Below are 21,086 nucleotides of genomic sequence, written 5' to 3'. Positions count from 1 at the left end.
TGAGACCGATCTCAGAACATCACAGAGCTGAGTCAACGTCGGGCGAATTGAGGGGATGCGCTGCGGGCAGTTGCCTGGCGATCTCATCCAACAAGCGATTGGCGAGCTCGAGCTTGCACTGGGGTACGCACTGCTCCTGTGTGCCATCACGCCTGAGCAACCAGCCTCCATTGAGATCAGAGCCAAACCCCTGATTGGGCTGATCAATGGGGTTGGCAAACAACAGGTCGCATTGCTTGGCGGAGAGTTTGTGACGGGCCCGCTCCAGCAGCGAATCAGCTTGACCACTGAGAGCCGCAAATCCCAGGAGCACTTGGCCCGGCGGTCGGCGTTCAGCCAAGCCGGCCAAAAGATCTGGCACAGCCTCCATTTCGGCCGAAAGAACGCTGGCCAAAGCGGCCTTCGCGGGTTTCTCCGGAAGCGCTCCACCACGACGGCGCAGATCGGCCACCGCCGCGGCCATCGCCACCGCATCAACACCCGGCTGCAGATCAATCAGTGCCGATTCCATCGCTTGCGCCGACTCCACAGGGTGGCAACACAACCCTTCAAGCCAGGCGTCAGGCAACTGCAAGGGGCCATGGATTAAGTCAACCCGGGCACCTCGCCAACGGGCAGCTTGAGCGAGCATCACGCCCATGCGTCCGCTACTGCGGTTGCTCATCGTTCGAGCAGGATCGAGCGCTTCCACCGTTGGGCCAGCGGTGACGAGCAAGGAACGACCGCTCCAATCACGCCTCAACTGGCGTGCCTGGCTCCCTTGCTGAAGCGCATGCAGAACCGCCAATTGAATCAAAGCGGGATCGGCCATTCGCCCCTCTCCAATTCGATCACAAGCCAACAAACCAGGCTCTGGCCCTAGGCAGAGCACCCGTTCATCCTGTTGCAAAAGCTCCCAGTTGCGTCGAACTGCAGCATTGCCCCACATGCCTGTATTCATGGCTGAGGCTGCCACCACAGGCCGCTCGCAAGCCAACAGCAAAGAGGCCAGCAACCCATCTCCAAGCCCCTGGGTCCAACGGGCCAAGCTCGTGGCGCTTAAGGGAGCCACAACCACGAGATCTGCCCATTCAGCAAGCTCCACATGCAGCGGCCGAGGCTGCGATGGATCCCACTGATCCTGATCTTGCAAACACGGGCGACGACTCAGGCTTGCCAGTGCCACAGGGCTAACAAGGCGAGAGGCGCTAGGGGTGACGACACAACGCACCTCGGCCCCTGCCTTCACCAATGCACTGACAAGAAGTGGGGTCTTAACCGCAGCGATGCTTCCCGATGCCGCTACGAGGAGACGACGCCCCTCCAGAGGCCTTGGGGCCTCAATCTTCATCGAATGGTTCCTGATCAACTAAATGAACGTATGGACCCGTGAGCTCCGGCCGGTGGATCGCCAAGGCACGCAACAGATGCCAATCATTTAAGCCATCAAAAGGGGTGGGGTAGTCGTCGTCTTCAAGGCGCTTCGCGAGCACAGCCACTTTGTCGTCATCAAACGCGTCCAGAGATTCCGGCGTGATCGGCATGCTGGTTCCCTGAAGCGAAGACCACATTCTGCCTCGGGCAAGAATGAGAGTGGCGCTAAGTTTCGAGCGACGGGGTCTTAGCTCAGCTGGTAGAGCGCTGCGATCGCACCGCAGAGGTCAGGGGTTCGAATCCCCTAGTCTCCATGCCTTTCAAGATGTTCAATTCATAAATTGAATTGAAGAAGGTGCATCTCGTGACGGCATTGGAGTGGGTCCGTCATTCGCACTTCATCGCAGCCAAGCAAAAGCAAAAAGCTCATACAATTTTGCTGAATGGACCAAAAATCAGGCCCTCAAATTACTGGTCATAAAGGCAATTTGCAGCAGGATTTTTCACAGGCAAGGAGCGAAAACAGCAACACGGAGCCACCCCATGTTTGTAACAACAGAAACAACCAGGAGCAGACTTTCCTCGTAGGTGTAAAACCCCTATGAATTGAAAAGCACAATATTGGGCTCAGGATGAATACAACGATCCAAGCTCATGCCTTTTCAATGCATCAATTAAGAAATCACTTCATGGATGTCATTGATCTCTTTCCACGATCGATCGTGCAAGGAGAGGTTGAGCCCAACCTTCGCAATCAACTGCTCCTCCATTGTGAGGACGTCCTCCAAAACCCAGAAGCGAGTACCGACGCTTCGATACGCCTCGCTGGCCAACTCAACCAACAACGAGAACTGAATCCAACACAACCCGCCGTTCAGGAACTTTGTGAATCGGTCCTGCTCGAAGGCTGCGAGCGCTGGATCCGTCACGTGATTGACCAGCAGCCACCTCAGGGACGTGGCCCATGGGTGCCAGGTCGCTACCAACTAAGGCTGATTGACATCTGGCTGAATTGCCAAATGGAGGGCGATTACAACCCGATGCATACCCATGGAGGAAGTTTTTCTGGGGTTGTCTTTTTAAAGGTGCCATCACAGATCAACGGATCAAGTTTTGATGGTCAGCTTTGTTTTCACGGGCCTGAGGAGTATCACCTTCAGTCATTTCGTACGGGAATGGCAAGGTATGTGCTTCCCAGCCCGGGCGATTTTTATATTTTTCCAGCCTGGCAACCCCATTCCGTCATGCCTTTCCGGGGGAGCGGAGAACGCTGGTCTCTCGCATTTAATGTTGTCGCACAACCCACGTCTGGACATCCACGGCCTCCTGAGCAGAACCAAAACATTTCGCTTTCGAGTCAGCGGCCAAGAGCGAAAGGGTTCTGAGATTCAATCCCTCAGAAAATTGCCTTAAGATTGATTTCCACTTTCAAGGACAGCCATGGCCTGGAGCCTTGAAGAGAAGCTTTTTCTCATGAGCGCTGCCCGTAGCGCTCATGAGCTCCAGTCTTTTGCACTGGAGTCTTGCTGATGTTTCCTACGAGCACTCACCTCACAAGACACCTGCCCCTATTTGCCGGCCTTTTGGTTCTTGTTTTGGTCTCAACGCTGGCAAGACCCAGTGCCTTAATTACCTACGGCCTCATAGCGCTGGCTGGTGGGCTCGGACGTCGCTGACGTCACTCGGGACGACCATGCGGTAAAAGGGATGTCAGCTAAGTCCATAGACGATGTCGCAATCCAAACGAGAACAGGTGGTCAGCCACCTGCGCTACATCCGCCAAGAGTTGCGAGAAATGCATCAAGGTGTGATGGAAGACGGACTCCTCCCGGAAGCAGGTGAAGTGAGAGGCGTCATGGCCCAGATGGAGGCACTGCTTGAGCTACTGGAAGGGAAATCCTCTCGCAAAGCGAAGGCCGATTCCGACTGAATGTGGTTAGGCGTTAATGGTTAGCCCGAAGCAAATCTTGTTTCAACAGGAAATGCTCAAAAACCAGCAATTGCTACTAGAAATTAATAGAAATCGAGTATTAATAGCTCGGCAGGTTGCCGGCCGGGTGATGGGGATCAATTGGTGGCACACCTGTTATAAGGAAGCTTGAGGGGTTCCATTCATGACCGCTCGACTTCAAAAGACTCGGCTTCAAATTAGTTTCGGAGAAGCCACCGCAAGGCTTGACCGGTGGGCTGTCAATCCCTGGAGAAGGGCATCGTTGATGTTGATCGCCCTCGGAGCAAGCTTTGCTTTGGGAAACAGCATTGGAGCCATTGCAGGTGCTTTGACGTTGATGGATCCAGTGTCCGCGCTGATTACGGTGGGGATCTGGGAGTTCATGGTGCGAACCCGGCGGCATTGGGCACGAGACAAGAAAAAGCATCTGGGACGTGATCTCTTGGACATGTCACGCATTGGGTTGCTCTATGGCCTCTTATTAGAAGGCTTCAAGTTGCTTTAAAGAACTCACAAATCCAGACAATCTTGAAGTGGATCCATAGCCTGGATTTAGATCTGCTGTTCGTTGGAACATGGCTGCTGAGCGTTTCTTCCTCGAACTCGAACCACCAGAAGAACGTCTTCGCGATGCCCCTCATGTGGTGATCGTGGGAGGAGGTTTTGCTGGAGTGCGGGCCTGCAAAGCACTTGCTCAAGCCGACGTGCGCGTCACGTTGATTGACAAGCGCAATTTCAACCTGTTCCAACCGCTTCTTTATCAAGTAGCGACAGGCCTGGTAGCCCCTGGCGATGTGGCGACACCGCTGCGACAGCTTGTTGGCAAGCAGCGCAACGTTCAGGTCCTGCTGGGAGAAGTGACGGGCTTAGACGCCAAAAAGCAGCAGATCCATTTCGGAGACAAAGCTCTCACCTACGACCACTTGGTGCTGGCAACGGGCTCAGGCAGCACCTATTTCGGCCATGAAGAATGGCGCACCTTTGCGCCACCGATGAAAATTCTTGAGCACGCCCAAGAAATTCGTCGTCGCTTGCTGATGGCCATGGAGCAAGCAGAGCAAACACCCGATCCCGCGGCACGCAAATTTCTTCAGACCGTCGTGATTGTGGGAGGGGGGCCGACAGGATGCGAAATGGCAGGTGCCACCTCCGAATTGATGCGCAACGCGATGCGCCGTGAGTTCAAGCAGCTTGATCCTGATGATTCAAGAATCATCGTGATCGACCCGGGCGATCGCTTGCTGAGGGCGATGCCTGAGTCGTTATCGGCCTCTGCGCAAAAAACCCTGGAATCTCTTGGGGTAGAAACTCTCTTCAAAGGGCGGGTTCAGAGCATGCAGCCGGGAGAAGTCACCGTTGGCACTCCAGATGGCGAGCAAATCATTCAAGCCGCAACCGTGATTTGGACGGCCGGAGTGCGCCCGTCTCACCTCGGCAAGACCCTTGCAGGCTCAATCGATTGCGAATTGGATCGCGGCGGAAGAGTGGTTGTTGAAGCCGACTTCAGCGTGAAAGACCATCCAGAGATACGAGTCGTTGGCGATCTCTGCAGTTACAAACACACCTCCACGGGCAACCCACTGCCCGGGATGGCAGGCCCAGCAACCCAAGCGGGTGGCTTTGTTGGCAAAGACATTGCCGCGATCATGAGTGGTAGCAACCGTCCGAACTTCAAATGGTTTGACTTCGGCAGCATGGCCGTGCTGGATCGTGTTGCCGCTGTTGCTGATCTGCGCGGCTTCAAATTCAGTGGCAGCCCAGGCTGGGCTGTTTGGGCCGCCGCACACCTCGCCTTCATGCCCGATCGGGAAAATCGCTTGTCCTTGCTGATCAAGTGGATGTTTGCTGTGCTGTCGCAACAACGCTCATCGATGCTGCTCACAGGCATGCCAAGCCAGCACATCGGTCTCGACTCCGCAGACGCCCCATTCCCCATGAGGAGCGGCAGCGGACCCTCGATTGCCTCTCCAGATGCGGCACTCAAAGCAGCGATGGACTATTACTCCAGTTCCCTTTCTGGTGTTCCTATTCAGGATGGCGCTGGGGACCTTGGCGAATCCGCCACAGGATCAGACGCCGCCATTAAATAAAGCAACGCCATCCGGATCGGGATTCCATTGCGAACTTGATCCTCCACCAAGCAGATCGAGCGGTCGTCCAAAAGGGCACCGCTCATTTCAACCCCACGATTCACAGGGCCTGGATGCAGCACAGGACCTGAAAAAGAACAACGTCGCAACCGTTCATGGGTGAGCCCATAGTCACGGTGATAACGATCCAGATTCGTGAGCAGGTGATCGGTCATGCGTTCTTGTTGTAAGCGCAACGTCATCACAGCGTCCGCGCCAGACAAGCATTCATCCAGGTTGCGGCTGATCTGCAGCGTTCCACGCTGATGGACAGGATCAACAGTTTGCCCAGGCGGCGGAGCATCCAAGAAGTCTGCGAAGGCATCGGGCACAAGACTGGGTGGCCCGCACAGCACCACGTCCGCGCCGCAGGCACTGAGAGCCCAGAGGTTGGAGCGCGCGACGCGCGAATGCAACACATCGCCAACAATCCCGATGCGCTTGCCCTGCAAGGCCTCGGGTTGAGGGCGATGGGGATCGAAATGGTGAGCAAGCGTATAGAGATCGAGCAAGCCCTGGCTCGGGTGGCTGTGCTGACCATCCCCACCATTGAGCACAACGGTGCGCTCTCCAGCTTGGTCCAACTCAAAGGCCAGCTGGGCGGGCACATCCGTGCAGCGATGGCGAATCACCAACACATCAGCACCCATCGCGACATAGGTGCGCGCTGTATCAAGCAGAGATTCGCCTTTGCTCAAAGAGCTGCTCGACGGCGAAAAACTCTGCACATCTGCCGATAAGCGCTTCGCGGCAAGCTCAAAGCTGCTGCGCGTACGCGTGCTGGGCTCAAAAAACAAGGTGGCCACCAATCGGCCCTGCAAGGCCGGAAGTTTGCGCGCGCCGGTCACCGGCATCGAACGAAAACGATGGGCAAGCTCAAGCACGGTGGCGTAGTCGTCTCGCGAGAACGCAGCCAAATCGAGCACATGCCGGTGCGACCAACCACTCATCGCTTCCACTCCAGAGTTGGAATGAAGGCCTGACCCATAGGAGGCATCCGATCACCTCGGGCACGCCGGCTCACGCTGCGGGAGTCCTTCAGGTACCAACGCCAGGGGAGATCCTGGGCCTGAGAGATTCCGATCCGCGTGGTGGTCACAAGCTCTGGGCTATTGAGAACGGAGGGCCTTGGGGCCAACCACAGTTCATTCTCACCACAAGCGGAGCTGTTGTCATGAACGCGGCTGATTTCAAAACGACGGGACAGCAACCCAGGCCCTGCCGCTATCCGCTCAGGCTCACCAGGCATGGCAACAGCGCGAAGCAACACCCCATTGGCCCAATCGCTGCGATCCGTCACCACATTCACGCAGTGGTGGATGCCATAGCTCACATACACATAAAACCGCCCAGGCTCTCCAAACAGGGTTTCGTTTTGCGGAGACCGACGCCGGTAGCCGTGGCAGGCAGGCTCATCCTGTGAATACGCCTCGGTTTCCACAATCACCCCCCAGAGAAGGCTGCCGTCGTCTTGGCGTTTCACTAATAAGCAGCCAATTAATTCAGGTCCCACAACTTCTGCTGGACGGCAGAAGAAGAGTTGGGTGAGTACTGGGAAATCCTTGGCGATGGGCTAGGTGGCTAGAGGGCTAGAGAAGGACATTGGTCCATGGATAAGCACCCGCAGAACCCATTGTCATCAAGCGCAGGCAACACCACCACGCCACTCCAGATGACATGTCATCACAACTCGAATGACCAGACTGTCTCAAAGCAACCGATGAACGACGCGCCCATGTCGGCATCAGCCACGACCACCACAAGCCAAATCCAAGCCAGGCGAGACCTGGTGTTTCTGGTGCTGGCCGGGCTGTTTCTCGGCACCCTGGGGATGCTCAACATCCTTGGCCTAACGAGGTTTCTGGCTCTGGGGCAGATCGGGTCCTTCCCGATCGTGGTGGCCGTTGGCGCCCTCCCCTATCCCGTGACCTTTCTGTGCACCGATCTCATTAGTGAATTGTGGGGAGAGGAAAGGGCCACTCAGGTGGTGTGGGTGGGCCTCTTGCTCAATGGATGGGTGGTTTTGATCCTGTGGATTGGAGGCCTGATGCCAGGCCTGAATGGCGCTCCTGAATCCACATTTTTTGAAATTCAACGCCTGGCTTTCGGATCTGTCGGGGCATCGATGGTGGCTTACCTCACGGCCCAATTCGTAGACGTGCGCTTGTTCCACTTTTGGAAGGAGCGCACGAATGGCAAGGCCCTTTGGCTCCGCAACAACGGCTCCACCTTGGTGAGCCAGTTGGTGGATACGAGTGCCGTGGTGTTGATCAGCCACTACGCCGCCCATGTGTTGCCCATCCGCGCCGGGGAAGCGGTGCTTCCTCAGCTAGGAGTTTTTATCGCCAGCGGCTATTTGTTCAAAGCCCTGGCCGCCTTGGCTGACACCCTTCCCTTCATCTGGCTCACCGCCTGGTTGCGCGATTGGTTGGATATTCAGGGAGACGGTAAGGAGATCATGCCCTGAGATCAGCGTTACTCGGGTGACGATCAGCTCACCAAGGCGACTCAGCGGGCAAGACCTTGGCATGATTAATGCAGTGACCTACCAACCATGGACGCCGCCCTTTCCGGCTTCAATCTCGGGACCGTGTTGGTCTTTGGCAGCGGGTTGTTCGTGATCGCCACCTTTTACTTCGGTACTAGAGGCGGCTACTACAACACCGACAAGTACGACGGCAACGGCACAGCGCACTAAGGCGCGAGTTGAGCGATCATCAAGCCACTGATTGAGATGGCATGAACGCCACCCTGCCTGGCCCCGCAGCCAACACCGAAGCCATCCGTTTGGCTCTCCAGAGTTGGCCCGATGTTGAGGCCTACCTGAAAGGCTGTAAAGGAATCATCATTCCGCTTGGTTCCACAGAACAACATGGACCCACAGGTGCGATTGGGACTGATGCCCTCACCGCAGAAGCTGTAGCGCTTGAACTTGGTCGTCGCAGCGGAGTGCTGGTCACTCCTGCTCAGGCCTATGGCATGGCCGAACACCATCTCGGCTTCGCGGGCACGATGAGTCTCCAGCCGGCCACCCTGATGGCGGTGATGCATGACCTTGTGTTGTCGTTGGCCACCCATGGGTTCGAGCGAATCTTTGTGGTGAATGGCCACGGAGGAAACATGGCCACCACCAAAGCAGCCTTTGCCCAGGCCTATGGAACGGCCGCCAGCCGAGGGCTTCCGGTGGCATCAAAATTGCGCTGCAGACTCTCCAACTGGTTCATGGCTGGGCCTGTGATGCGCCAAGCCCGAGAGCTCTATGGCGATCGCGAAGGCCAACATGCCACCCCCAGCGAAATCGCTGTCACCCTCCATCTTCACGACAGCCTGATCGCAAAACAACGGCCCCTCCCTGACCCCGCCCCATGCGGAGCCATTCATGGCCCAGCCGATTTTCGCCGGCGCTATCCCGATGGCCGCATGGGCTCTCACCCCTATCTCGCGACAGCAGAACACGGAGCAGGGTTGCTGGATACGGCGGTCACGGCACTGCGCGAGGATCTTGAAACCTTTCTCTCCGCTACATGAGCAAGATCACCGCCGACGACGTTCGCAAGGTGGCCCAACTTGCCCGTCTTGACCTGCCTGATGACACCATCGCCACCTATACGGGGCAGCTTGAGCGCATTCTCGATTACGTGGATCAGCTGCAAGCGGTGGACACGGAGGGGGTTTTACCCACGACACGTGCTGTGGAAGTGGTCAATGCAACGCGTGAAGACACTGTTGTAGATACAGATGTGCGCCAAGACCTCCTAGATCAGGCCCCCCAACGCGAAGGAGACTTCTTCCGCGTTCCCAAAATCCTCGCGGATTAGGCCCACAACATTCCGATAACGGCACGCAGGCGTTACGCCCTAGAAACGCTGACGTGCCGGAGTGACGGCTGTACGCCGCAATAACGTGAGCCAGGCTCGTCTCAACCTCCTGCTAGGCAGAAGCTTGGCAACGGGACGCATCTTGCTGCCCCTTGGTTTATGACTGCGAACGCCAATCAGAATGTCGTAGAAGAAATTGACAACGTCAGAGCGAGTTTCAAAGATTCCGAGCCTCTGCGGTGATTCTTTTGCGTCAAGAAGGGGCTTGGTCGCTTCATAGGCAGGCTTGTATTCAAACCATGGAATAGAGGGCCAAAGATGGTGCACTAAATGATAATTTTGCCCCATAATTAACCAATTCATCGTCCGACCCGGATACACACGAGCGTTCTGCCAGCGATTTCTCGACAAGAATGGTCTATGGGGCAGATAGTCAAAAAACAACCCCAGAGTCACCCCCACCATGAGAGCGGGCGCAAACCAACAATTAAAAATAAAAGGTAGAAAGTCGAATCGAATTGCTGCAGCAATGATCGTGAAAAAGATGGCTCGCTCGAATCCCCACTGCATCAACTCCCAACGCTTCCAAAGCTTGCGCTGAAAGAAGAAAAACTCGTGATAAAAAAACCTTGGGGCAATAAGCCAAAGAGGACCAAAGGTACTCACGATGTGATCAGGATCATTTTTTGGATCATTCACGTGGGAATGATGTTGCAAATGCACCCGCGTAAAAACAGGGAAACTAAATCCCAACAACAAGGCTGAGCCATGCCCCATCGCTTGGTTGATCCAGGGAACCGGATGAGCAGCGTTGTGACAGGCATCGTGAACAACCGTGCCCTCCAAATGAAGCGCTAAGAAACCGCAAATCAAGAGCAGTGGCAATGGCCAGCCACCGACAAACCAGCCCCAAATCGACAAGGCTGCTAATCCGTACCCGCCTAAAAACAAGCCAACAGTGGGATTCCATACAGAAGGTGGATCCACAAACTCCTTTGGCACTGACCGAAGCCGGGGCGTCGATCCCGAGCTCTCCGGTTGTACGAGTGCCTGAGTCATCGAAAGATTCCTGTGTTGCCTGCTGCTACAAGCAACACCAATCTAGGAAAAGGAATGCCCACCGCGAGACTTGAACTCGCACAACCGAAGTCACTGGTACCTAAAACCAGCGCGTCTACCAATTCCGCCAGATGGGCAGAAGCGAATCCTAAACATCGACCCAGAATGGCGACAACGTCGACGCTCGATTCCCCGATGCTGGCCACTCTCACTGGAGACCTCTGTTTGCTGGCAGGCCTTGCCGTGCTGCTGCTGCCACTGCTCGCTACAGAACTGAGTCGTCCCCGCGATGGCGCCTGGGGAGCCGTCGTCCTGTTGCTTGGACTGGTCCTCGTGACCAGCAGTGATCGCTTGCGAGGCGCTCCCATGCTTGGAGTCGCCTGCGCTGGCTTGCTGATCAGCCGCCTAGGGGCAGAAGTAGGGCAAGCCCGCTGGCAACAACTCAGCGATGAGGAGCGACAAAGACTCGGCTCCCGGGAACGCTGGACCACGAGCCTTCAACAACTCACCACCGTTTTGGCCAGCGTTGTGAGCGCAACAACTGACACGCTCAAAAGCTTGAAACCTGCCGCTAAAACCGGAACCAACAAACGTTGGGTGCGACCTGAGCAGCCATCCACAGGCGAAGCAATAGACACTCCTCCCAGCGGTGAGAGCGGTGAGAGCATTGAAAGCAGTGAGGCCAGCAACGACAAGGACGCCACAGCTGAAACACCAGACACCAATCCACAACGCAAGAAGCTCTGGGTCCGTCCAGATAGCCCAGAACCATCGCCAGAAACACAGGTGGTGAGTTCAACATCCAGCGGCTCTGAAGCCCAGAGCGAAACCAAGGCTGAAACGAGCACTGAAACGAGCACGGACAGCATTGAAGACGGACGTGCTGACAACGCCATCGAAACAACCTCAAATACAGCCGCAAGCACAACCGAAAACACAGCACGCACCGACGAAGACTGATAATCCCCTTTGCTGCAGCGCCAACGTGACCCAGCAGACAGGCCAGGACGCTGATAAGCGACCGTCCTACAAAGACACCCTCAACCTGCTGGAGACGGGGTTTGGCATGCGTGCCAATGCCATCCACCGCGAACCGGAACTCCAGGCCTTCTGGAAAGAGAAAGGCATTGACCTGGAACTGGGACGCAACAATCCCGGCCCGGTGTTCACCCTGCATGACGGCCCCCCGTATGCCAACGGCGCCCTGCACATGGGCCACGCCTTGAACAAGGTGCTCAAGGACATCATTAATAAGCATCGCCTGATGCAAGGCCGGAAGGTGCGTTTCGTGCCTGGCTGGGACTGCCATGGCCTCCCGATCGAGCTCAAAGTGCTCCAGGCCATGAGCCAAGAGCAGCGTCAAGCGCTCACCCCGATCAAGTTGCGCAAAAAGGCTGCGGTCTACGCCCACAAGCAAGTTGCAGGCCAAATGGCTGGCTTTAAGCGCTGGGGCATCTGGGCTGACTGGGAGCACCCCTATCTCACGCTGCAAAAGGACTACGAAGCCGCTCAGATCGACGTCTTTGGAACGATGGCGCTGAAGGGGCACATCTACCGAGGGCTCAAACCAGTGCACTGGAGCCCCAGTTCACGCACGGCCCTGGCCGAAGCCGAACTGGAATATCCCGACGGACACACCAGCCCCAGTGTCTACGTGGGATTTCCTGTGGTTGATCTACCCACAGGCCTGCGCAGCAAGCTCAACGAGCAGGGCTTGGACGTCCCCGCAGAGAGCAACGCCCTGAGTCAGTGCCTGCAGGTGGCGATCTGGACCACCACCCCCTGGACCCTGCCCGCCAACCTTGCGGTGTCGGTCAACGATCGCCTCGACTACTGCCTGGCGGATGACGGCAACGGACGGCTTCTCATCGTGGCCGCGGAACTCTGCGATTCCCTCGCCACCAAGCTTGAACGCCCGCTTCAAGCCAAAGCCACCGTGAAGGGGGCCGATCTCGCTGGCATCACCTACAGCCACCCCCTGCTCGAGCGCCGCAGCGCGATCGTGGTGGGTGGGGAGTACATCACCACGGAATCAGGGACAGGGTTGGTGCACACGGCGCCTGGCCATGGCGTGGATGACTTCAACACAGGGCGCAAGCATGGTCTGCCCGTGCTCTGCCCAGTGGATGAGGCCGGAACCCTCACCGCTGAGGCCGGCCCCTTCGAAGGATTGAACGTGCTCAAGGATGCCAATGCCGTGATCATCACAGCGCTCGAGGACTCCGGTTCCCTGCTTCTTCAAGAGAACTACAGCCATCGCTATCCCTACGACTGGCGCACGAAAAAACCCACGATCTTCAGAGCAACGGAACAGTGGTTTGCCTCTGTGGAAGGCTTCCGCACTGAGGCGCTAACCGCCATCGATGGCGTGCAATGGCTGCCGGCATCTGGCCGGAACAGGATTGAATCGATGGTGTCCGAACGGGGCGATTGGTGCATTTCCCGTCAACGGACCTGGGGTGTTCCCATTCCGGTGTTTTACCAGCGTGAAACTGGCGATGTTCTGCTCAATGCCGACTCCATCGCCCATGTCAAAGCGCTGATCGCAGACCATGGAGCCGACATTTGGTGGGAAAAAGACGAGGTTGATCTGCTCCCTTCCAGCCACAGCGCAGAAGCGCATCTTTGGCGTAAGGGCACAGACACCATGGATGTGTGGTTCGATTCCGGCTCCAGCTGGGCCTCCGTATCGAGCCAACGCGACGGTCTCAGCTACCCCGCAGATCTGTACTTAGAGGGATCAGATCAGCATCGCGGCTGGTTCCAGTCCTCGTTGTTGACGTCGGTGGCCGTCAACGGCACAGCCCCCTACCGGACCGTGCTCACCCATGGCTTTGCCTTGGATGAGAAAGGCCGAAAGATGAGCAAATCCCTCGGCAATGTTGTGGACCCGATGGTGATCATCGAGGGTGGCAAAAATCAAAAGCAAGAACCCGCCTACGGCGCCGATGTGCTCCGCCTATGGGTGAGTTCTGTGGATTATTCGGCAGACGTGCCGATCGGTGCTGGCATCTTGCGGCAGCTGTCAGACGTCTACCGCAAAGTGCGCAACACCTCGCGCTACCTGCTCGGCAATCTGCACGACTTCGTCCCAAGCCGCGATGCGATCGCCATCAGCGATTTGCCGTTGCTCGATCGCTGGATGTTGCAGCGCACCGCAACCGTGCTCGACCAGATCAGCGAAGCGTTTGAAGCCTATGAATTTTTCCGCTTCTTCCAGCTTCTGCAGAACTTCTGCGTCGCCGATCTTTCGAACTTCTATCTCGACATTGCTAAAGACCGGCTGTACGTGAGCGCCCCCAACGACAAGCGTCGCCGCAGCTGCCAAACCGTGATGGCTCTGATCATCGAACGTCTGGCCGCGGCCATCGCTCCCGTGCTCTGCCACATGGCGGAAGACATCTGGCAGAACATCCCTTATCCCACCGGGACTGAGTCGGTGTTTCTAAGTGGCTGGCCCTCCGTTCCAGAGGAGTGGCGCGATGACAGCCTTCAAGCGCCGATGCGGGAGCTCCGCGAGCTGCGCGCAGCGGTGAACAAAGTGCTGGAAGAATGCCGAAGCAAGCGCAAGCTCGGAGCATCGCTTGAGGCGGCCGTCCGCATCGAAGCGCGCACCCCTGCCCTCAAAGACGCCCTCCACTGGCTCCAAAGCAAGGGGGATCAGGAGGTGGATGGCCTGCGCGATTGGCTCATCGTCTCCCAGTTGCAGATTGGAGGCGAGCCCTGGGCCGAATTGCTGGCCAGTGATGACAACGAGCTCGCCGTGATCGAAGTAGCCCTGTCTCGCGGGGAGAAGTGTGAGCGCTGCTGGCACTACGAAAGTGACATTGGTCAGCACAGCGATCACCCCAGCTTGTGCGGTCGCTGCGTGTCCGTGCTGGAACGGCGCTAGGGATCAGATCCAGCGGTCTGGTTCGCTTAATTGCGCAGGAGGTAGGGGCCCAATTAGCAGCTCCTCCTGCTGAGGGTTCAGTGGACCGCGCAGCAATTCAGCGGTTTGGATCACCGCCCCCTCAGGAAGCACGGTTCGATCCGGATCGAAATCTGTGGGATGGGTGGTGCAGCTGCTGAAACCTCGAAAAATCAACACTTCCAGCGCTTCTTCCGCACCTTCAGCACACTGCACCGTTCCTCGCAGTCGCAACACCCGATCGGGGCGATCGCGACTGATCGCTTCAAGGGCTGGCAGCAACGACAACGAATCAGAACTCACCAGCCACCCGTCCCTGGCGCGGCAGGCGCACGAGCAGCCACTGGAGGAGCCCCACCACGTAGGCCACTAACGCCACATAGCCAATGAATGCGGCAACAGCCTCACTCCACTGACCACCGAAGACGAAATCGAACACACGCTCCGCGACACGATGCAGTCCCTGGGGACCTTCCAGCCAGGCCAAGCACTCAGCACCTGTCAGTTGATCCACACAGCGCAATGCTGTTGCTGACATTCCCGCCGCAAGCACGGCGAATCCAGTGAGTGCCCAGCGCCAGATACGAACGGTCAGAGGAAGGGCACTCCCTGGTGCACTGTCGGCCAATTCTTCATTGAGATCCACCCAGAACCACACCGAAACCGCCATCAGCACCGGTGCAATGAAGGCCATCACATATCCGATCGGACGCCGATCGGTGAGCAGCAACACACTGATGGGCAACAGGCTTGCCACTTTCCAGTAGAGACCCAGCAATCGCACCATGGCTGGCTCACGCCGAACCCCTGCCCAGATCAACAGAACAAGCGGAACACCGAGGGCAAAGGTTGCGCCTAAGCGATAGGTAAGCCAAACCAAACTGCGGTAAGGGAGATCAGGCACCAGGCAGGTTCGAGTTGGAGCCATTATCGACGCCATCGACCTAGCCCTCAAGATTGGTAGGGTCCAACACATGGTTCCGTTCAACCCCCTCGATTGGTTCCGAGGCTCCGGAGCCCAGGCCAAGTGCCGCACGGCACTCAGTGGCTGTGCCTCATTGGAAGAGGCAACGAAAGATGTCACCAATCAACTCGGCTCGGAGAAAGGCGATTTAGCCCTGGTGTTTGTGTCCAGCCAATTCGCTAGCGATCTGCCGCGGTTGCTTCCGCTGCTCAGCCAGCGACTGCAGGCAGAACACTGGATTGGCTTCGTTGGAGGTGGCGTTGTTGGAACGGATAGTGCCGGGCGATCGCAAGAGCTGGAACAGACCACGGCCCTCAGCATCACCCTCTTAAATCTCCCCGGAGCTCAGCTGAAGCCGTTTCAACTCGACACCGGCTCTCTCCCAGATCTTGATGGGCCGGTTCAAAACTGGCAGGACTGGGTCAGCGTTGACCCGGCAGACAGCCGATCTCTGCTGCTGTTCATCGATCCCAGCTGTGGAGCGATCAATGACCTGATCAGTGGCCTGGATTACGCCTATCCCAACGCAGCAATCATCGGGGGGATTGCCGCCCCCCACAACGCCAGTCATGGATCCCTGCTCTTCGATGGTCAGATCATCAACGGTGCCGCTGGAGTGAGCATCGGCGGCGACTGGGTTCTCGATCCGGTCGTTGCCCAGGGCTGCCGGCCCATTGGTCCCGTGTTTGCGATTGAGCAAGCCCAACGCAACGTCCTATTGGAACTCAGCGATGGCGATCGTCGCGACACGCCAGTGGCCTGCTTGCAACGGGTCCTGGCCGATCTCAATGCGGAAGACAGAGAGCTGGTGCAGCACTCCCTTTTCCTTGGTGTGGAACGGCGCAATTTAATGCAGGAGTGCCCCAGCGATTTCTTGGTTCGCAATCTCATTGGCGTCGACCCACGCAATGGCGCCGTCGCCGTGGCTGAGCGGGTCCGTCCAGGCCAACACGTGCAGTTTCAGCTCAGAGAAGCCCAGTCATCAAGACTGGAGGCACGCCAGCTACTAGAGGCCAGCCAAGAACGCTGCCCCTCGCCGCCGCCACTCTGTGGCCTGCTGTTTGCCTGCCTCGGCCGAGGCAGTGGGCTATTCGGAGAAGCCAACGGTGATGTCTCCATCGCTCGCGACGTTCTGCCCGATCTGCCAATCGCCGGCGCATTCTGCAATGGCGAAATCGGCCCCTTAAGCAACACCACTTACCTGCATGGCTACACCGCTTGCTGGGGCTTGCTCCGCCACGCACCTCTTGTGGCGTCAGCTGAGGACTGATGCGCCAGCACGTCAATCCCCTCAGCCGCTTTTTTCAGTTGCCGCTGGAACTCCCGGCGCCGCAGGAACTGTTCGAGCATCCCAACCTGCCCATCCATCTCGATATTGGTTGCGCTCGAGGCTTTTTTCTGTTGGAGCTGGCGGCGTTGCAACCCGAGCGCAACCATCTCGGCGTTGAGATCCGCCGGCCCCTGGTGCAAGCCGCCCAACACGATCGCGACCGGCAGCAGCAGCACAACCTTCATTTTTTATTTTGCAATGCCAATATCAGCCTCGAGGCTTGGATGGCAGCGTTGCCACCAGACCAGTTGCACCTGGTCAGCATTCAGTTTCCCGATCCCTGGTTCAAACAACGCCATCGCAAGCGCCGCGTGCTGCAACCTGCCCTGTTGCTCGCCATCGCCTCAGCCCTCCATCCCGGCCGACAGCTTTTTTTGCAAAGTGATGTGTTGGCCGTCATCGAACCGATGGTGAGCCTGGTGGAGCTCTCAAACTGCTTTGAACGCCCGAAAGACGATCAACGGCCATGGCGAACCAGCAACCCATTGCCCATGGCGACGGAACGGGAGCGCTACGTCCAGGAACAAGGACTGCCCAGCTATCGCGTGCTGTTTGAGCGCACGGATGCCGCGCTTCCAGCATTAAGGGATCTGGAGCTGGCTTGGCAACAGGTTGATAATTCCAAAGACACCGCACCCACTCCCCATGGCTGAGGCTCCGGCCCCACCACCCCTGTTGCTGCGCTGGCAAGGCTTGCTTCCCGCGACTGATCAGCAGCGCAGGCGCCTGAGCTGGTGGGCAAGCATCCTGCTCATGGTTCTCCTCGCAGGACTTCCCTTCCTCACCCGAACAGGGCTCGGGATTGTGGTTCTGGCCTGCGGAGCGCTGTGGATCCTCTGGTCCAGCGTGAGCCAGCCGCAACGCATCGGTGCCATCAGCGCTTGGGTGCTCGTGTTTCTTGGCATCGCCGTGCTGGCCACGGGGTTTTCCCCCGTTCCAGCCGCAGCAGCGAAAGGCCTGATCAAGCTGCTCAGCTACCTCGGCGTCTATGCGCTGATGCGACAGCTGCTGGCCGAGCGCCCCGAGTGGTGGGACCGCCTCGTGGCCGCGCTACTGGCCGGCGAAGTCCTCACCAGTGTGATGGCCTTGCGCCAGCTTTACGGACCCACCGAGGAGCTGGCGCGCTGGGCTGATCCCAACTCCATCACGGCAGGCACGATCAGGATCTACGGCCCCCTTGGCAACCCCAATCTGCTGGCGGGATATCTGGTACCGATCCTGCCGTTGGCACTCGTTGCCTTGATCCGCTGGCAGGGCTGGGGGGCACGCTGCTATGCAGCTGTTGCACTGGGCTTGGGAGCCACAGCCACCCTGTTCAGCTACAGCCGCGGGGGCTGGCTGGGCATGCTCGCGGCCCTTGGGGTGTTGGTCCTGCTGCTCGTGCTGCGTGCCATCCGCAGCTGGCCAAAACTGTGGCGACGTCTCGTCCCGATCGTCCTGCTGGTGGTGGCTGGTGTGGCCCTGGCGATCGCAGTCACGCAGGTGGATCCCATCCGCACGCGGGTTGCCAGCCTGCTATCTGGTCGAGGTGATAGCTCCAACAACTTCCGCATCAACGTGTGGTTGGCCGCCGTGGAGATGATTCAAGACCGCCCCTGGCTGGGCATCGGGCCCGGCAACGCTGCCTTTAATGCCATTTACCCCCTGTATCAACAGCCCAAGTTCAATGCTCTGAGCGCCTATTCCGTGCCCCTGGAGCTCCTTGTGGAAACGGGCATTCCAGGCCTGATCGCCGCGCTTGGATTGGCTGGAGCCAGTTTTCGCAACGGCCTTAAAGCGCTGCGCTCATCGGCTGCTCTGGCATTGCCCTGGCTGGGGTGCCTGGCCGCCATCGCCGGGCTGGTCATTCAAGGTGCCACAGACACCATTTTCTTCAGGCCAGAAGTGCAAATCATCGGTTGGTTTTGCCTGGCAACGCTGAGTCAGGCCCACAAGACCACCCAGACCGACCCATGAGCGTCAACCCATGAGCGACGCCCTGATTTTGGCTGGTTTCGATGCTGGCCAAACCCATTGCCGCTGCAAGCTGAGCCGTTGGCACAACGGAAACTGGCAAGCGCTAGGCGAAGGCCAGGGCAGTGGCGTCAGCCACCTCCAAGCCGCCGGGGGCGAAACACGGTTCATGGAGGCGATTCGCAGCAGCCTGCATGCCGCGAATCCCAGCGGAATGGAGATCAACGCTGCAGCGGTTGGAGCCAGCGGAGTGGAGCAGGGCACGGCGCTTCAGGACCGCGCCAGCGAGCTGCTTGCAGCCAGTCTCGAGCTGCCAAAAGCGCACTGCATCGCCACTGGCGATGAGCGCACCGCCCTGCGCGGAGCGTTCCCCAACGATGCCGGCATTGTGCTGATCAGTGGCACGGGGATGGTCGTGATTGGACGCAACACCAGCGGGCTTGAACAGCGTTGTGGCGGATGGGGATGGCAACTGGATGGAGCAGGGGCTGCCTTTGATCTCGGCCATCAGGGGCTGCAGCTCAGTCTGCGCATGGCCGATGGCCGACTCCCAGACAGCCCCCTACGCAACCAGTTGTGGGAAGTCCTTGGTTGCCGCACAGCAGAAGAGATCAAGGCCTTTGTTGTGCAACCCGATTTCCAACCAGCTCAGCTCGCCCAATTGGCACCCCTCGTCTCCGCCGCCGCTGAGGCAGGCAATCTTGAAGCCGAGGCCATTCTCAACCGCTCCGGCAATGCCCTTGCTGAAGCCGTTCAAGCCGTGGCGTTATCCCTGGGGCTCACCCAGCCAGTGCTCTGTGCTCGAGGTGGCGCACTCCTAAATCTGGCGCCCCTTCAACAGGCTGTGGACGCATCCCTACGCCGTCGCCAGGTTGATGCGCGCTGGGAGGATCGAAATGGTGACGCCTGCGATGGGGCGCTCACGCTGGCTCTTGAACGCTGCTGATCAAGAGGCGCTAATCAAGACGCATTGAGATGCTGATCAGCTGCTGCGGCCAAGCGCGAGGTCCAGTGATCGACCACCGCTTGATCGGCAGCCTCAACCATGACGCGCAGCAGGGGTTCTGTCCCACTCGCTCGCACCAGCACACGTCCGTCTTCAGCCATCGAGGCCTCTGCCTCTTGAACCAGGGAATGGAGAGGTGCACAGTCCGCCCAACCCTTTCTGCGCTCGCGATTCTCGACGCGCACATTCACCAGTTTTTGGGGATAGGCCTGAAAGCTCTGATCCACCCACTCGGCCAAGGAGAGCTGCTGCGCATGGCAGAGGCTCGCGAGCTGAAGAGCGGTTAAGACACCATCACCTGCCAAACCATGGGAGGACGAAAGAATGTGACCTGATTGCTCGCCACCAAGGGCTGCCCCCGTGCGGACCATCTCGGCATGCACATGCTGGTCTCCCACTGGAGTTCGGTCCAAAAGACCACCCCGCGCCTGCCAAGCCCGCTCAAAACCCAAATTCGACATCACCGTGGCCACCAAACGCTGATCCGGCAGCTGTCCCTGCTCCTGCAAGACAGACCCCCAGAGAAAAAGGACATGGTCACCATCCACCACACGTCCTTGGCCATCAACAGCCAACATGCGATCGGCATCCCCATCAAAGCCAAAGCCCATGGCGGCGCCCTTCTCGATCACCGCTCGGCGCAGCGGCTCAAGATGTGTGGATCCGCAATTCACGTTGATCCTCGTTCCATCGGGATCACCGTGCAACACCGTGAGATCGGCGCCAAGAGCAGCAAACACCTCTGCCCCGCAGGCTGTTGCCGACCCCCAGCAGAGATCCAGCACGATGGGGACACCATCAAGTCGGTGCTGCCCAACGCTGGACAACAAGCTGGCGCGGTAGTCGTCAAGAAGTTCAGGGCGATGGCGTGCCACTCCAGATGCCGCTAACGCAATCCCAGCACCGTCTCCACTACGGAGGCCAGCTTCAATCGCCTGCTGACGTTCAGGGGACACCTTGCTGCCAGTGGCGCCAAACACCTTGATTCCATTGTCTTCCGGAGGGTTGTGGCTCGCCGAGACCATCAAGCCACCGGCCGCTGAATAGCGGCGAATCAAACCGGGCACAGCCGGAGTAGGACACAGTCCCAAGCTCCACACCTCGCGGCCAGACGCCGTCAGACCAGCGGTGAGTGCCGCGACCAACATGCTGCCGCTGCTGCGCGAATCCATGCCAATCAGCACAGGCCCCTCGGCCTGAAGCACGCGTCCACACCAGTACCCCACCTGAAGGGCCAAAGCCGGCGTGAGCATGGTGTCCACCCGACCACGCAAGCCATCCGTCCCAAAACTGATCTGCGATGGCTTCGGGAGGTGCCCCAAAGGATGGATGGCAGCTTCAGCCATGGAAACTCAATTCTGGACTCAATCTTAAGCCGGGCCTCTGGTTCTAGCGCCAACGACGCGGAGCCAGCAATAGCGCCGCTACTTCCAGCAACGCCCAAGCCAACAGCCCTGCCACCAACCAGCCAGGCAGAAACTGGAGAGGCCAAAGCCAACGCAATCCCCAGACGAGCAAAGCGAGGCCAACAGCAATCGCACAGCGACGGCGTTGCTCACTCCCTGGGCGCCGCGGCCCTTGCCCCTGTGCCATCCCAATGCCGTGCGCTGGGA

24 protein-coding genes and 2 tRNA genes are annotated in these 21,086 nt (G+C 58.3%); 16 read left to right on the top strand and 10 right to left on the bottom strand.

Annotation, left to right across the window (positions count from 1 at the left end; translation table 11 throughout):
* Positions 1-19 precede the first annotated feature (19 nt).
* Both coaBC and SynMVIR181_RS01855 read right to left on the bottom strand, forming a co-directional pair.
* Positions 20-1,330, bottom strand: coding sequence for a bifunctional phosphopantothenoylcysteine decarboxylase/phosphopantothenate--cysteine ligase CoaBC (gene coaBC, locus SynMVIR181_RS01860; RefSeq protein ID WP_186589792.1), 1,311 nt, complete (start codon positions 1,328-1,330; stop codon positions 20-22).
* Complete coding sequence (locus tag SynMVIR181_RS01855) at positions 1,320-1,550, bottom strand: DUF2555 domain-containing protein (RefSeq protein ID WP_186589791.1); 231 nt, start codon at positions 1,548-1,550, stop codon at positions 1,320-1,322. The genes coaBC and SynMVIR181_RS01855 overlap by 11 nt, the downstream gene beginning before the upstream one ends.
* A 44-nt stretch (positions 1,551-1,594) precedes the next feature.
* On the opposite strand from SynMVIR181_RS01855, the gene SynMVIR181_RS01850 reads away from it, so the two are divergent.
* The 6 genes from SynMVIR181_RS01850 to SynMVIR181_RS01825 all read left to right on the top strand — a co-directional run bounded on the left by SynMVIR181_RS01850 (position 1,595) and on the right by SynMVIR181_RS01825 (position 5,394).
* A tRNA-Ala gene (locus tag SynMVIR181_RS01850) sits at positions 1,595-1,667 on the top strand.
* A gap of 375 nt (positions 1,668-2,042) precedes the next feature.
* On the top strand, positions 2,043-2,738 hold the full coding sequence (locus SynMVIR181_RS01845; RefSeq protein ID WP_186589790.1) for a putative 2OG-Fe(II) oxygenase: 696 nt from the start codon (positions 2,043-2,045) through the stop codon (positions 2,736-2,738).
* Positions 2,739-2,876: 138 nt separating this feature from the next.
* The gene (locus SynMVIR181_RS01840; RefSeq protein ID WP_186590706.1) at positions 2,877-3,029 is read left to right on the top strand and encodes a hypothetical protein; all 153 of its coding nucleotides are present in this window, start codon (positions 2,877-2,879) and stop codon (positions 3,027-3,029) included.
* Positions 3,030-3,082: 53 nt separating this feature from the next.
* Positions 3,083-3,283, top strand: a complete 201-nt coding sequence (locus tag SynMVIR181_RS01835) for a hypothetical protein (protein ID WP_006853639.1) — start codon at positions 3,083-3,085, stop codon at positions 3,281-3,283.
* A gap of 184 nt (positions 3,284-3,467) precedes the next feature.
* The gene (locus SynMVIR181_RS01830; RefSeq protein ID WP_186589789.1) at positions 3,468-3,809 is read left to right on the top strand and encodes a DUF565 domain-containing protein; all 342 of its coding nucleotides are present in this window, start codon (positions 3,468-3,470) and stop codon (positions 3,807-3,809) included.
* 70 nt (positions 3,810-3,879) lie between these two features.
* Positions 3,880-5,394, top strand: coding sequence for an NAD(P)/FAD-dependent oxidoreductase (locus SynMVIR181_RS01825; protein WP_186589788.1), 1,515 nt, complete (start codon positions 3,880-3,882; stop codon positions 5,392-5,394).
* Here the strand turns inward: SynMVIR181_RS01825 and SynMVIR181_RS01820 are convergent.
* Both SynMVIR181_RS01820 and SynMVIR181_RS01815 read right to left on the bottom strand, forming a co-directional pair.
* Positions 5,334-6,383, bottom strand: coding sequence for an aspartate carbamoyltransferase catalytic subunit (locus SynMVIR181_RS01820; protein WP_186589787.1), 1,050 nt, complete (start codon positions 6,381-6,383; stop codon positions 5,334-5,336). The genes SynMVIR181_RS01825 and SynMVIR181_RS01820 overlap by 61 nt on opposite strands.
* Positions 6,380-6,946 (bottom strand): DNA-3-methyladenine glycosylase, encoded by a 567-nt coding sequence (locus SynMVIR181_RS01815; protein ID WP_255444368.1) that lies wholly within the window; start codon positions 6,944-6,946, stop codon positions 6,380-6,382. Before SynMVIR181_RS01815 ends, SynMVIR181_RS01820 begins: the two co-directional genes overlap by 4 nt.
* A 207-nt stretch (positions 6,947-7,153) precedes the next feature.
* On the opposite strand from SynMVIR181_RS01815, the gene SynMVIR181_RS01810 reads away from it, so the two are divergent.
* From SynMVIR181_RS01810 to gatC, 4 genes are all read left to right on the top strand, one after another.
* Positions 7,154-7,900: a queuosine precursor transporter gene (locus SynMVIR181_RS01810; RefSeq protein WP_186589786.1), complete on the top strand. Its 747-nt coding sequence runs from the start codon at positions 7,154-7,156 to the stop codon at positions 7,898-7,900.
* Positions 7,901-7,987: 87 nt separating this feature from the next.
* Positions 7,988-8,131 (top strand): hypothetical protein, encoded by a 144-nt coding sequence (locus SynMVIR181_RS01805; protein WP_006853653.1) that lies wholly within the window; start codon positions 7,988-7,990, stop codon positions 8,129-8,131.
* Between the two features lie 41 nt (positions 8,132-8,172).
* Positions 8,173-8,961 carry a creatininase family protein gene (locus SynMVIR181_RS01800; protein WP_186589785.1) on the top strand — a complete coding sequence of 263 codons (789 nt, stop codon included), beginning with the start codon at positions 8,173-8,175 and terminating at the stop codon, positions 8,959-8,961.
* Positions 8,958-9,251: an Asp-tRNA(Asn)/Glu-tRNA(Gln) amidotransferase subunit GatC gene (gatC, locus tag SynMVIR181_RS01795; RefSeq protein ID WP_186524509.1), complete on the top strand. Its 294-nt coding sequence runs from the start codon at positions 8,958-8,960 to the stop codon at positions 9,249-9,251. The genes SynMVIR181_RS01800 and gatC overlap by 4 nt, the downstream gene beginning before the upstream one ends.
* A gap of 39 nt (positions 9,252-9,290) precedes the next feature.
* Here the strand turns inward: gatC and crtR are convergent, their stop codons facing one another.
* Positions 9,291-10,310: a beta-carotene hydroxylase gene (crtR, locus tag SynMVIR181_RS01790; RefSeq protein ID WP_186524508.1), complete on the bottom strand. Its 1,020-nt coding sequence runs from the start codon at positions 10,308-10,310 to the stop codon at positions 9,291-9,293.
* A gap of 55 nt (positions 10,311-10,365) precedes the next feature.
* Positions 10,366-10,447 (bottom strand) — tRNA-Leu (locus SynMVIR181_RS01785).
* Between the two features lie 28 nt (positions 10,448-10,475).
* Between SynMVIR181_RS01785 and SynMVIR181_RS01780 the strand changes: the two genes are divergently transcribed.
* A complete protein-coding gene (locus SynMVIR181_RS01780; RefSeq protein WP_255444367.1) occupies positions 10,476-11,270 on the top strand; it encodes a Ycf66 family protein in 795 nt (264 codons plus the stop codon).
* 25 nt (positions 11,271-11,295) lie between these two features.
* On the top strand, positions 11,296-14,202 hold the full coding sequence (gene ileS, locus SynMVIR181_RS01775) for an isoleucine--tRNA ligase (protein WP_186589784.1): 2,907 nt from the start codon (positions 11,296-11,298) through the stop codon (positions 14,200-14,202).
* A 3-nt stretch (positions 14,203-14,205) separates the two neighbouring features.
* On the opposite strand, the gene SynMVIR181_RS01770 is transcribed toward ileS, so the two are convergent.
* Both SynMVIR181_RS01770 and SynMVIR181_RS01765 read right to left on the bottom strand, forming a co-directional pair.
* Positions 14,206-14,523, bottom strand: a complete 318-nt coding sequence (locus SynMVIR181_RS01770) for a hypothetical protein (RefSeq protein ID WP_186524506.1) — start codon at positions 14,521-14,523, stop codon at positions 14,206-14,208.
* Positions 14,513-15,124 carry a DUF3177 family protein gene (locus SynMVIR181_RS01765; protein ID WP_186525379.1) on the bottom strand — a complete coding sequence of 204 codons (612 nt, stop codon included), beginning with the start codon at positions 15,122-15,124 and terminating at the stop codon, positions 14,513-14,515. Before SynMVIR181_RS01765 ends, SynMVIR181_RS01770 begins: the two co-directional genes overlap by 11 nt.
* A gap of 70 nt (positions 15,125-15,194) precedes the next feature.
* Between SynMVIR181_RS01765 and SynMVIR181_RS01760 the strand changes: the two genes are divergently transcribed.
* From SynMVIR181_RS01760 to SynMVIR181_RS01745, 4 genes are read left to right on the top strand one after another with little or no spacing between them, the layout of a single operon-like run.
* A complete protein-coding gene (locus SynMVIR181_RS01760; RefSeq protein WP_186524505.1) occupies positions 15,195-16,454 on the top strand; it encodes an FIST N-terminal domain-containing protein in 1,260 nt (419 codons plus the stop codon).
* Positions 16,454-17,167, top strand: a complete 714-nt coding sequence (gene trmB, locus SynMVIR181_RS01755) for a tRNA (guanosine(46)-N7)-methyltransferase TrmB (protein ID WP_186589783.1) — start codon at positions 16,454-16,456, stop codon at positions 17,165-17,167. The genes SynMVIR181_RS01760 and trmB overlap by 1 nt, the downstream gene beginning before the upstream one ends.
* Complete coding sequence (locus tag SynMVIR181_RS01750; protein ID WP_186589782.1) at positions 17,160-18,470, top strand: IctB family putative bicarbonate transporter; 1,311 nt, start codon at positions 17,160-17,162, stop codon at positions 18,468-18,470. The genes trmB and SynMVIR181_RS01750 overlap by 8 nt, the downstream gene beginning before the upstream one ends.
* Positions 18,471-18,480: 10 nt before the next feature.
* Positions 18,481-19,413, top strand: coding sequence for a BadF/BadG/BcrA/BcrD ATPase family protein (locus tag SynMVIR181_RS01745; RefSeq protein WP_186589781.1), 933 nt, complete (start codon positions 18,481-18,483; stop codon positions 19,411-19,413).
* Positions 19,414-19,427: 14 nt separating this feature from the next.
* Here SynMVIR181_RS01745 and glmM read toward each other — a convergent pair whose 3' ends face one another.
* Both glmM and SynMVIR181_RS01735 read right to left on the bottom strand, forming a co-directional pair.
* Complete coding sequence (gene glmM, locus SynMVIR181_RS01740; protein ID WP_186589780.1) at positions 19,428-20,819, bottom strand: phosphoglucosamine mutase; 1,392 nt, start codon at positions 20,817-20,819, stop codon at positions 19,428-19,430.
* A gap of 43 nt (positions 20,820-20,862) precedes the next feature.
* Complete coding sequence (locus tag SynMVIR181_RS01735; RefSeq protein WP_186589779.1) at positions 20,863-21,066, bottom strand: hypothetical protein; 204 nt, start codon at positions 21,064-21,066, stop codon at positions 20,863-20,865.
* Positions 21,067-21,086 lie beyond the last annotated feature (20 nt).

It is taken from the genome of Synechococcus sp. MVIR-18-1 (assembly GCF_014279835.1).
In the GTDB taxonomy this organism is placed as follows: Bacteria; Cyanobacteriota; Cyanobacteriia; order PCC-6307; family Cyanobiaceae; genus Synechococcus_C.
Note: the sequence above shows the minus strand (reverse complement) of the source record. Positions and strands in the feature narration are given on the sequence as shown.